Source organism: Ligilactobacillus equi DSM 15833 = JCM 10991, from assembly GCF_001435735.1.
GTDB classification, from domain to species: domain Bacteria; phylum Bacillota; class Bacilli; order Lactobacillales; family Lactobacillaceae; genus Ligilactobacillus; species Ligilactobacillus equi.
This window is the reverse complement of record NZ_AZFH01000113.1, coordinates 1-13,567: the sequence shown is the minus strand read 5'-3', so window position 1 is coordinate 13,567 and position 13,567 is coordinate 1. Positions and strand designations below refer to the sequence as shown.

Annotated in this window: 7 protein-coding genes; 2 read left to right on the top strand and 5 right to left on the bottom strand. The window is 36.1% G+C overall.

Translation table 11 applies throughout. The annotated features are described in order from the left end of the window. A partial coding sequence (locus FC36_RS07330) for an IS30 family transposase (RefSeq protein WP_202813094.1) occupies positions 1-397 on the top strand: 397 nt, incomplete at its 5' end. Between the two features lie 220 nt (positions 398-617). Next, positions 618-1,550, top strand: coding sequence for a glycosyltransferase family 2 protein (locus FC36_RS07325; protein ID WP_025021258.1), 933 nt, complete (start codon positions 618-620; stop codon positions 1,548-1,550). Positions 1,551-1,593: 43 nt separating this feature from the next. Here FC36_RS07325 and FC36_RS07320 read toward each other — a convergent pair whose 3' ends face one another. The 5 genes from FC36_RS07320 to FC36_RS12170 form a co-directional block, all read right to left on the bottom strand. Continuing rightward, positions 1,594-4,128, bottom strand: coding sequence for an SEC10/PgrA surface exclusion domain-containing protein (locus FC36_RS07320; RefSeq protein WP_025021259.1), 2,535 nt, complete (start codon positions 4,126-4,128; stop codon positions 1,594-1,596). 45 nt (positions 4,129-4,173) lie between these two features. Beyond that, complete coding sequence (locus tag FC36_RS12290; RefSeq protein WP_056986812.1) at positions 4,174-6,756, bottom strand: GH25 family lysozyme; 2,583 nt, start codon at positions 6,754-6,756, stop codon at positions 4,174-4,176. Positions 6,757-7,134: 378 nt separating this feature from the next. Further along, positions 7,135-7,788 (bottom strand): CotH kinase family protein, encoded by a 654-nt coding sequence (locus FC36_RS07310; protein WP_235805813.1) that lies wholly within the window; start codon positions 7,786-7,788, stop codon positions 7,135-7,137. A 332-nt stretch (positions 7,789-8,120) separates the two neighbouring features. Then, positions 8,121-11,273: an NlpC/P60 family protein gene (locus FC36_RS07305; RefSeq protein WP_056986811.1), complete on the bottom strand. Its 3,153-nt coding sequence runs from the start codon at positions 11,271-11,273 to the stop codon at positions 8,121-8,123. A gap of 216 nt (positions 11,274-11,489) precedes the next feature. Further along, positions 11,490-13,567: serine hydrolase (locus tag FC36_RS12170; protein ID WP_056986810.1), on the bottom strand; the 2,078-nt coding region annotated here is incomplete at its 5' end.

Sequence of the window (13,567 nt, the reverse complement as noted above, 5' to 3'; positions counted from 1 at the left end):
TCGTATCAAAGATAAGAGTTCTGAATCCGTTAATAAGAAACTCGAAGAGTTGAAGTTTAGTATGGGTGAGAAAACATTCTATCAGACTTTCAAGTCTTTAACCTCAGATAACGGACTAGAATTTTCACGTCTTCAAGAAGTTCACAGTAACACTTATTATGCGACTCCATACACTCCAAGTGAACGTGGTTCAAATGAGAATGTAATTCATATGATTAGACGATTCATCCATAAAAGTACTGCAATTTTATCATATACTGATGATTATATTCAATTCGTAGAAGATGCAGTCAATGACTACCCACGAAAGCTTTTAGGTGGTTACTATACCGAATCTGTTTACTTATACAATGAAGTACTTTCACTTACTTCTTTGAATCAAGAAGTACCTTTTTGAGATAAAGTGGCTAACTTATATTTGCACTTTGAGCTTTTTTCAACTACTACCTTGGCTAAAGAGTTCTTAGATACATATAATTTTATCTTTTTACCATTTACATAAGCTACTAACTTATAGATGAACAATCGCAATATTTTTCCTTTGCCACCACTTTTTTGAAATATGCTATAATCAGGTATACCATAATAAATTATATCTTAAAGAGGTTATACAAACAATGAACAAAAAACTCTCTATCATTGTACCATGTTATTTTGAAGAAGAGTCCATCCCTCTTTTTTATACAGCTGTCGAAAATATACGTCCACAATTGCCTAATATCGAACTTGAGTACTGGTTTATCAATGACGGTTCAACTGATGGTACACTTAATGAAATCAAAAAATTTAACAAACTTAATCCAGAACATGTTCACTACGCCTCATTTTCTCGAAACTTTGGTAAAGAAGCAGCACTTTATTGTGGTTTACAGAATGCCACCGGAGACTATGTGACTGTCATGGATGTTGACTTACAAGATCCACCCGATATGTTACCTGAAATGTTTAAATACATTAACGAGGGATACGATTGCGTAGGTACCCGTCGAACCACCCGGCAAGGAGAACCACCTATTCGTTCGTTCTTTGCACGTATGTTTTATAAACTAATTAATCGTATCTCAGATACCGAGATGGTCGATGGTGCTCGTGATTTCCGGCTTATGACGCGCCAAATGGTTGACGCTATCCTTGAAATGTCAGAGTATAATCGTTTTTCTAAAGGTATCTTTTCTTGGGTTGGTTTTAAAACCAAGTACCTTGAATATCAGAACCGTGAACGTGTTGCCGGTAATACTAGCTGGAATTTTTGGAAACTATTTACCTATTCTATTGATGGAATCGTAAACTTCTCCCAATTTCCACTAGACTTAGCTGCTTTTTTTGGCTTCTTTTCTGCATCAATTTCCGGTTTAGCAATTATCTTTATCATTATTCGCTACTTAATTCATGGTGGTGATCCTACAACAGGATGGACATCTACAATTTGTATTTTCCTATTTATTGGAGGAATCCAATTGATGTTTCTTGGAATTATTGGCAAATATATTGGTAAGATTTTTACCGAAGTAAAAAATCGACCTATCTACATTATCAAAGAGAAAAAGTGAACTATACATACAAAAAGAGCCAGCATAACTGACTCTTTTTGTACTATATTCTAAAAATTTTCGACCAGGAGTCTGTACGATTACCTTCACCATTAATTAAATCATTGGAATAACGTAAGACCACTTGAAGATTATGACCTTTTAACTTAGCAATATTAATCTTATCAAACATTACGTTTGAAAAGCCACTATTTTCAGCGTTATATGCTCCTGGATAAGCTCGTTTTACATCCGGACGTTTCGTCGACTTGTATGTTACACGCTGAACTTCTTGATTAGTACTTGCATCGTACAAAATAGCCCATGCATACGGTTGATTGATTGACTGATCTGCAATGTGCCAACCACTCACAGATAAGCCATCATTACTAATCTTAACTTGATCTAAATTGGAAGCATTTTGCGTCCCATACACAGTATATGCACCTGTCCAAGCATCAATTCTACTTCCTTCACCACCTGTAGCGTCACTTGAATATCGCAATACAAATTGTAATCTATCTCCAGCACTATAATTACTCAATTTAGCTAAATCAAAGTAAACATCAAAACCATTTTTGCCATCTGTATAAATTTTTTTAGCACTTACCACGTCTGGACGAGCAACTAAAGTCGAAGTAGCACTATCGCTTGAATCACCAACTTTAATTCGCGTTAATTCACTACCCTTAGTTTGATCGAATAAAATTACATAGGCATATTTCTGATTGACAGATGTGTCAGCTACATGCCAACCCGTAACATGCAACTTACTTCCCGTCTTACCAACACTATCAATGTAGTATTCTTCATTTTTGTAACTGTACTTTCCAGACCATACATCTGTTTTATTGCCTTCACCATTCTCTTTGCTAGCATAACGTAAAACATATTGCAATTGATGTCCAGCTACATATTTCTTAATTTGACTTAAATCAAATTCTACCGCAAAGCCACTCTTAACAGCATCGTATACTCTTGGATAAGCATTTTGAACATCTTTTCTTTCAACTGCTTGGATTCGTTTACGAGCTAATTCACGACCCGCACTTGCATCATACAATACCACATAGCGATATGGTTTCACTGCAGATGCATCAGCTGCATGCCATCCACTAATCTTCAGCTTACTTCCTTGAATGTATGCAGCATCTACAACACCTACATTTGCATTAAATACGTATGGATCAGACCACCAGTCAGTATATACGCCTTCCCCATTTTTTTGATCAGAATAGCGTAAAACAAACTTCAACTGGTGCCCCGCAAAATCTTTACCTGCTAAAGAAAACGCTACATTAAAACGACTTTGTTCAACACCATAGATTGTTGGATATACTCGAGCAACGTCGTTACTTGAATCAGGAACATAAGCAACTCTCCCTAATTCGCTATTAGCAGTTGTATCATACAAAATAACATATGCATTTTTTTGGAAGTAGGACATATCTGCTGCATGCCAACCCCTAACTACTAAGTCAGTACCACTCATTCTAATGTCATCAATATTAGCACGATTTTCCAAAAATTGACTGTTATTGAGGGAAACATACTGCAACGGTAAATTGATAATATGCACTTGCCCTAGGGAATCCACGGCAACACCTAAATAGTTAGGTTGAAGACCATACTTTTTCGGATCTTCTGTTCCATATAAAAGAGAGTTGCTATGACTATCATTTGTAGCCATAACACTTGCTCCCCCATTTTGTAGAGTATCATCGTTATAAAGCATGGTAATAATCACATCAAAAACTGCCTTTTTCAATTGATACATTGTCGTTTGGTAAGAACCAGTTTTTCTTGCAGCGTAATTATTTATTGATGATGAACCATAATTTTCTTGATAACCACCTATTCCATAGGATAAATATGCCCTAGTTAGTGCATTATAATCATGATTATTGTTGGTAATAATACTAAAATTATCTTTATTATATTCTCCAGCAACTCTACGTGCTAAATCAACTGATTTAGGTACTACATTAAACTTCCACGCGTCATTTGAAACACCATTTTTTGACCACACAGATTGTCGCACTGGATTTAATAAATCTGCTGCAAAATTAGTTAGCTCCATAGATTCATCAAGCGTCAAATGCCCATAATCAGAGACAACTTGCACCTTATCATCCTTAGCTGATGGTGAATTTTTTACTGCATCCATGTTATCATAGGAATAAATTTTCCCTTTCACATAAGCAGCTTTATTATTTTCGTCGTATGTTAGATAATTCCCCGGAATTTCAGCTACTCCAACTTTATCTGGTGTTTCAGTTGATGGTACAGTAGCAACTGTAGATTCTGAATCTACAACTATAGCATTTACATTTTCTTGTGGAGTAGCACTCGGATTGTTAGTTACCGTAGATGTCACTGATGTTTCTTCAGGATTACTATCCGCTACTGTATCTGTTTTATCAGTTACCGTAGGCGTAACATCCTTCGATACACTTGGTGTAGCCGTAACCTCTACTTGTGGTTCATTAGTAGGTAAATCTGTATTTACTCCATCTGCAGAAGCATTATTAACTCCCAATAAAACTGTACCTGTTGCCACCACTAAGGTTCCAGTAATTATTTTTTTAGGTTTCTTCATAGTTTCCTCCTCCCATTGGATTGCAATATTTTTAAAATACTATCTCTAAATTTTAAACATTCGTGACCAATAATCAGTCCGTAAACCTTCCCCATTTCGTTGATTAGAATAACGAACAACTACTTGAAGATTATGACCAGCTAAAGTTTTTAAGTTCACATTCTTAAATGTAACGTTAAAACCACTATTAACAGCATTATAGATATTAGGATAGACACGAACAACATCTGGTCTTTGAGTTGGAACATAAGCTTGCCGTGTTATTTCCCGTCCGGTAGTTGCGTCATATAAAATAATGAAGGCGTTCTTCTGATTTATGCTAGCATCGGCTGCATGCCAACCGGTAACTGTTAAACTGTTCTTTTGATAATTAGCTTTTACAGTATCTAAATGACCTGCATTAGCAGTAAATTTGTAGACATCTGACCATACATCTGTTCGATGACCTTCTCCATTGGTAGCATCAGAATAACGTGACACAATCTGATATTCATGACCAGCTACAAAGTTTAACTTAGTTAAGTCAAATTCAACATCAAATCCAGATTTGTCAGCATTATAGTAGTTCTTAAGTCTCTGCACATCAGAACGCATTACTAGTTTAGACGTAGCAACATCGTTTCTATCACCAACTTTAATTCGCGCAATTTCTCGGCCAGCAGTTTTATCATAGAGAATAATGTACGGATTAGTTTGATTTCTAGATGCATCAGCTGCATGCCAACCTATGACGTGAAGTTTAGTTCCTTCAAGCTTAGCAGTATCAATAACAGCTTCATTACCATTAAAGTTATATTTACCAGACCAAATATCAATCCTGTCGCCTTCACCGTCACTATTTGTAGCATAACGCATCACTACCTGTAAATTATGACCGGCTACAAAGTTAAGTTTACTTAGGTCAAAACTTACTGAAAAACCACTATTAACTGCATTGTACAAGTTAGGATAAGCCCTTTTTACGTCATCTCTGCGAATCGCAGTAACTTTTTGACGACCGATTTCTTTACCGGCAGTAGCATCATATAAGATAACGTAGTTATATGGATGACTCACGGCATCTGTAGCAGCATGCCAACCAGAAATTTTTAATTTAGTACCATCAATATAAGCAGAATCAACAACTCCTAAACTTTGCTTAAGTTGGTAACCTTTAGACCAGTAATCAGTCATAGAGCCTTCACCATTTGCTTGATTAGAATAGCGAGCAATTAGTTTAATCTCCTTGTTATTAATGTCATAATTTCCCAAATTAATTGATAAATTAAAGCCACTCTTCCCCGCATTATAGACTGATGGATAGACCTTGGCTACATCAGGACGACTATTAGGATTATAAGCTATACGAGTAATTTCATGATTATTAGTTGCATCAAAAACAATCATATATGCATGTCCCTGATTTTTAGCAGCATCAGCTGCATGCCAACCACTTACTTTAAGTGTATTGCCACTAATAGACACACTATCAAATGCGCCTACGTTTTCTGAACTAACACTAATTTGCTTCAGCAAACCATTATAATCACGGCTCACATCTAAATTATAACCTGGTGCACTTGGTAAGTAAGCAGTTGAAGAAAACTGCCAAGCACCATAACCTGCATTATGATGTTGCTGCTCATAATACCCACCACGGTTAGGAGTATATGGATATTGTGCAATCCAAGTTCGAGCTCGACCAACTGTCGAAACTACCTGATCACGGTAGGCATAACTTTGGTAAGTATACACAGCATGGTTATTGTAACCTGCATTATTTAAAGTTGCCCAAAAAGTATTCAAATAAGAACCAATTCCTGGTGTGTAGGTTGAACTATCTTCCATATCAGCAAAGATTAGAGTATTACTACCAAGACCAAAACGACGTAATGCACTTACCATGTGATTAGCCTCATTTTGAGCAGCACCGGTAGAATTAAATCTTGCATAATGATAAACTGCGATATTTAAACCTGCATTACGTGCATAGGTAACTTGAGTTCCTGCGTACGGATTAGTATAACCTGTATTTTCAGTTAATTTAACAATAACTGTTGAAACCCCTAATCTCTTTAATTCATTGAAGTGCCCCTGGTTCATCCAATTTTGGTATGAAGCAACATCTACTGCATCTACTTGTGTATAGTAACTATTCCCAATTGCAAAGCGGTCAACTGAATTTGTGGCTGCTACAGCTACTTGTGGTTGTGATTGAGTACTCATCGTTACCGATGTATTAGATTGTAGCTTTTCTTGGTTATCTTCAACCATTGTCAACTCAGAATCTGTTACTTGACTATTACTTGCTTGTTCCTCACTAGTAATAGATATAGCATTAGAATCTTGCGTTACACTTTGATCTGTTTCTTCAGTATCTGATTTGTTCTCATCAATTGAATTAACAGACTGTGTTGTCTCAATATTTGTTGTACTACTTTGATTTTTTTCTTCATTCGTTATATTTTCTTGAACAGCATCACTATTTGTAGAATACGACACAGTAGCATCTTCACTAACTTGGTCAGCTGCTACATTTGTAACTCCTGTATATATCCCAGCGATTAACCCTAAAAAGGTAATGGGCGCAACAACCCAGTTTTTACCAGATTTATACATTTTAAAACGCTTTTTAACTTGGCGATTCATGTATTTCCCCTTTCAAACTATATAAAATTCTTTGCAAGTAATTTCATCATAGCCTAGCATTTCGTGGTATACAAGTCTTTACCGTAAATGTCATTTTTTTGTAAATTAATTGGATAAAATTTTGTGTAAAAGTAAGGCTGGGAAAAAGTCCTAAAAATTAAAAAGTGCCAGAAGAAATATTGCTGAGGAAAGCATTGATTTCTAGCACTTTTTATTATGGTAATTTTCTAAGTTCTAGCTAAAAAGTTAGTTTCTTCCCTCGCCTCATTAATCCTACTTCATTATAGAGTCCATGTATTCTAAACGTGATTCGATAACTTTATTATAATTTTCTACTACCTCTTTTGACAATCGATGCGTAGTATTTGAAATGTTTTTTCACAATCTATCATTATTTTGATAGTTTGGAAGTCCTATTGTTTCCACCCATTTATTTATTAGTGTAGTAATATTTTCATCCGAAAATACTGATTTTTTCAACTCTAGATAGCGCTTCTTAATCTCAGGTTCGTGATAATGATAAATCGTCGATAACAACTTGTTATTATTAGACATTGTCACCCATGTTTTTTCCTTCAACGATAAAGTTTCACCATTCCAACTATTATCCCAAGATGCATCTAAATCGTATGGCATTAAAACCCACTTGGTGTTTCCATCTTTCAAATAGTGAATATTTTTGGCAAAACCATCAATGTTATTAATCACTAAAGAAAATGTAATATAGTCTACAGCTGCCTCTGTATCTAAATACTGTGTCTCTAATCGATGATATTCATCTCCATCCGTAGCATTAGCCAAAGCAACCAATTCATTAAATGCATCTACCGTTTTTTGTGTTATATCAGCTGGCGATATTGCTTCTAAATTATTAGGGAAATCTGATAAAACTGCATTTTTCCGCAATTTAGGAGCATCTGTATAATTTTCACCCGTTATTATAATTTGCTCTTGATTCTTATTGTCCATATTATAAAGTTTATCTTGATGATAAGTTGTTAAAACATATAGACCTTGGTCATTACCATTAATTACAATTGTAATTACTTAACAAGATTCTTAAACAAAAAATGTCTCTATATAAAAGGCTGAGGATAATCGATTTACCTGCAAATTTTTTCATACTTCTATTAGAGATAAAATCTACAATAAGTTGTAATTAAGTATTATCATCATTTAATAACGGTGTTATGAAAGGATGAGACCGGAAACTCAAATAGATGTTACGAACTGCATACGGCTATCACAATTTCGACCACCTACGAAAGCGAACTATTCTTCAGTGAAACTACAAAACAAAAATTTTGTGAACAGCAAAAAAGTTGGTACAAATTACTATACCAACTTTTCGTATTATCGAATTATTAACTATTCACAACGCGAACACCAAATGATGGTGCGTAGTATGCCGTGCTTCTGATGGCAACTGGTTGACCATAAGTTGAAGCATCAATATATTTACCATTACCAAGACTAATACCTACGTGGTGAGGAGCGTTAGCAGAACCCCAGAATAAGAGGTCCCCTGGTCTTACTTCCGTAGCTGCGACTCGCGTACCATTATATTGTTGTTGGTAAGTCGTTCGTCCTAAATTGATTCCAACCTGAGCGTAAACGTATTGTGTAAATCCAGAACAGTCAAATCCTGCAGTTGTTGTACCACCCCATGCATATGGTGTCCCTATCAAACTTTTAGCTACAGAGGCCACACGTTCACGTGTTGTATCCACCTTTAAAACACCATTACTTTGGAAAGTGTAGTTGGCACCATCAATATTATGTGTACCAGTATACATCACACCGTTACCACGATCGAAGAAGTACTTGTTGTTGTTAATTGTTTGCCAACCGTGTTGCATAGCCCCATTACTTCCAGCAAAATAGTAAGTATTACCATTCGCTGATTGGAAACCAGTTTGCTTATTACCATTACTGTAGAAGTAATTTTGACCACCAATATTAGCAATACCATTGTATCTTAAACCATTGACGTAATATACATTACCATCTAAACCATTGAAGCGATCACCGTTTCTGTAGTAGAAGGTCGCACCATCCATGTTAACGTTTCCGGAGTATCCTTGCCCGACATTGTTATACAGCTTAGTTCCCCATTGATCACTTCTTTGACCTTCGCCATAAACAGCATCATTAGTAAATCGAGCTATCAATCTATATGCATGATTAGACTTCAAACTATTTGTAAACTCTACTGAAAAACCTGACGTAGCAGCATTTCTTAAGTTAGGGTAAACACCTTGCACATCATTACGGGCAAGATTATTACTTACCTTAACCCGACTGACTTCTTCATTAGCTGTTTGGTCAAATAAAATTAAATAACGTACCGGCTTGTCATAACCTTGATCAGATGCAAACCATCCTGTTGCAGTCACTTTGTTACCAGAAACCGTTAACTTATCTACTGCAAAGCCAGATTCGTTAAATTTATGTGCTCCTGACCATAAATCAGTCCGATTTCCTTCACCACCAACAGCATCATCGGATACACGCATCACTACTTGATAATTATGTCCAAGATTAAAGCCTAACTTAACCATATCAAAACTAGCACTAAAACCACTAGCTAAAGGAACATATGCATTTGCATAAGCTTTTTGAACATCCGTGCGATTTACTGCTTTAGCTTGAGCTTTGTCATCGCTTTTACCAATTTGAATTCTTTTAACTTCATGTCCTGCTGTTTGATCAAAAAGAATTAAGAACTTATTTTGTTGCTTAACTTCTTGAGGATTAAAGAACCATCCATTCACTGTTAACTTACTGTCTTGTAATTGGAAGCTATCCAAATTGTAGGCACTCGTACTTAAGTTTTTAACGCCAGACCAAAAATCTTGACGTTGACCTTCACCACTTTTGGCATCGCTAGAATAGCGAATTACCACTTGTAATTCGTGACCTAAGGCTTTAGCAATTACTGAATTAGCAAACGTTACATTAAAACCTACAGCGTCATTACTGTAAATCCCACGATAAGCATTACGTGCATCTTCACGTTTTTCAACTCTAGAAGTAATCCCGGTCTTACTTTCGCCAACCTTTACACGAGCAATTTCTTTACCAGCTGATTTATCAAATAAAATTACATACTGGTTTGGCATTTGTTTAGAGTAATCAGACACATGCCAACCCACAACATTTAAACCGTTTTTGTCAAAGCTGTAATTGTCTAAGTTAAAAGCACTTTGATTGAAAACATGCTTAGCTGACCACATGTCTGTCTTAGTACTGTTAGTATTCTTGTTAACATACCGTGAAACAACTGAGATTTGGTTCCCACCCACGTAATCAAGTTTAGATAAGTCAAAAATAATATCATATCCACTATCGGCAGCATTAGCAATATTCGAGTAGACTTTTTGTACATCTTTTCTTGACACACGCTTTGAAGTTGCTACATCAGTACTTTCACCGACCTTAACTCGTGCAAGTTCATGACCACGAGTGTTATCAAATAAGATAACATATTGGTCTTGGTTAGTTGTAGAGTAATCCGTTGCATGCCAACCGTTAACGTGTAATGTGTTCTTGTTAATGGAAAAATCATCAACATGAGCAGCATTCTTATATGGTATAACATCTTGTGACCATAAGTCTGTGTATTGGCCTTCACCATTACGTGGATTATTTGAGTAACGGGCTATCAAGCGAATGGTGTGGTTAGCTAAATTGTAACCAGATAAATCAAAGGACATATTAAAACCACTATACTTAGCATTGTAGATAGTTGGATAAGCCTTCTTAACATCATCACGTTCTACCGTGGCATATTGCTGACGTGTAACTTCACGGTTAGTTGTAGCGTCGTAAACAATCATCCATGTTGATGTTTGATTGTGTGAATGGTCTGCTGCATGCCAACCAGATACTTGTAATTGGCCTTGGTCATCTAACATAATTTTATCGAAATGGCCTTTATTAGCATGATTACTTGAATTGTAAGTAGAAGTTGTGTCAACTTTATTCACTTCTTGGCTTGCTGTTGCCGCTACTTTGGCAGTCGTTTCAACTTGTGATGTTGCTGTCGTAGTACTTTTTTGTGCAGCTACATTAGCGGGAGTAACAGTTACGGTAGGAGTCTGAGCCACCGATGCTTCTGTTGAACTCTGAGCATTTTCAACAGTTTGAGCTGATACAGCTTCAGTTGCCGTAACTTCTGAAACTTGTGTAGATGCTGTACTTGTTGCATTTTCTGCTACTTCATTTGCTGCAGTATCTTGAGATGTAGTATTCACCGTTTCAGCTTTTTGGGCTACTTCACTGTTTTCAGTAGCAGTATCTTCTTCAACAATAATTGTAGCTGCATCTGATGTACCTTGTGCAGTTGTAGTTGCATCTGTAGTAGTTTTAGCACCAGTATCAGTAGTGGTATCGGCCGCAGCTTTACCCATTCCCATATGAGTTCCAGCTGCTAACCCTAAAAATACAAGAGGGGTTACAACCCAGTGCTTACCAGCTTTATACATTTTATAACGTTTTTTTTCTTCTTTTCTCAAAATATTCTCCTCGTAATATATCTTGATTAATCTGTTATTTTATCTAGAGCGTATTACTAAAAGCCTCTAAACTTTTAAGCTCTTATTTTGATTTCTTAATTTAGAATTGGCTATTTTTATGATACCTTAATTACTTATCAAATACCATTAAGATCCGTTTTCATTTATGTTACAACAAAAGCAGGTGAAATTATAATTTTACCTACTTGTGCTATATTATTTCAACATTTCAGCAACTTTGCGCGCAACTTGCTCAACTTTACTAATTCCCGTGTTTAACGGATTATTGTATGAATAAATAGCAATAGTATATCCTTTACCGTTATTAGGAATAAAACCAATACTATTCACATACCAATCTGAGTAACTATTACCAGTTAACCAACCATTTTTTAAGTAATAATCACTACTTCCTGCGGAAATGCCCCAACGTTGACTACTATCAATTGTGTGCATCAAGTTACGAATGTAATCTTGTGATTGACGATTCAAATACCATGAATTATCCGTCATGAAAATCTCATAAAGTAATTTAAGTTGATCTCTTGGAGTAGTTTGCGTTACCCCCCAGCTCCATCCAGGAATAGTCTCATTCATACCGAGATCACGATATAAATTCGCAGCTGCATTCGATCTTCCTTCCAGATAATTATTTAACAATGTAGTTGTTGCATTATTATCACTATTTCTAATCATTATTTCAGCTAAACTACGTTGGTAAGCTGTTAAATTTCCACCAGTATTATGAAGTAACTCTGCTAAAACAGCCACCTTAACTGTACTTGCCACTACAAGTTTTTTGCCACTAAAATTAGCGTATGAGTAAATTTGTCCAGAATTTTGCGATTGAATTGCAATTGTCATATCAGTTCCTAATGAATTAATCAAGTTATTAAGTTCACTAAAGCTCCGAACATCCCCATTACCATTAAATGCGTATGCTACACCATCAACCCATAAAATCGTCGACTTTGCCTGTTTTTGTGTTACCGGATCAAAATAATATCGATGGCCATCAATATTTTGCCAACCAGTTTGACGATATCCATCACGGTAAAAATAAACTTGCCCATTCTCGTTCATAAGTCCGTTATACTTTTGACCGTTTCCGTGGAAATACCCTGACCAAGTGTCAGTATATTTTCCTTCACCATTTTCTTGATTAGAGAAGCGTAAAACGTATTGATAGGTATGGCCTTGATTATATGCAGGAAGATCCATAAAGGTGACTGAAAAGCCACTTTCATTAGCGTCGTGTAAGTTAGGGTAAACATGTTGCACATCCGGCCGAACTATTTCATTAGTAACTTTTGCTCTAGCAATTTCATGTCCTAACGTTTTATCAAAGATAATTACATAGCGGTATGGTTGGTAGAGACTAAAATCTGAGGCAAACCAACCATTCAATGCTATGTTATGACCTTTAACACTTACCGTATCAACCGACCCAGCTGATTGATTAAATTTCCGTACCCATGACCACTGATCATAGTATTTACCGTTACCATCACTATCGTTAGATTGGCGCATCACAATTTGATAATCATGATTGTTATCAAACTCAAGTTTATCTACCTCAAACGTAGCTGAAAAACCACTATCTAACGGTGCATAGTTATTCGGATATACTTTCTGCACATCAGGACGATTTACTTTGGTGGCTTGAGCAACATTATTATTTGTGCCTACACGAACCCGAGCTAGCTCATGTCCAGCTGTTTTATCAAATAAAATCAAGTATTTATTTGGTGCTTTAAAAGCATTTGCATCAAAAGACCAACCTGAAACCTCTAACTTATTACCAACTAACTTAAAACTGTCTAAGGCATACGCAACTTGACTCAAATCTTTTGCTTGAGACCAAAAATCCTGTCGTTGGCCTTCACCATCCTTAGCATCACTAGAGTAGCGAATCACCACTTGCAACTTATGTCCGGTTATCTGAGAAAACTTCAGCATGTCAAACTTAGCTTTGAAACCAACATCACCGTTACTGTAGATATTTCTGTAGGCGTTCCGAGCGTCTTCACGTTTCACTGTTTCGGAAGTAATCCCTGCTTTATTAGTCCCAACTTTCACCCGTGCCACTTCGTGACCGGTTGTTTGGTCAAATAAAATTAAGTATTGGTTTGGCATTTGTTTAGCGTAATCAGATACATGCCATCCTTCAACTGTGAGATAATTTCCATTAAAACTAAAGTTATCTAAGTTATAAGCACTATTCTTAAAGATACGTGATGCAGACCAAACATCCGTACTAGTATCTTCCGTATTTTTTCCGACATAACGTGAAA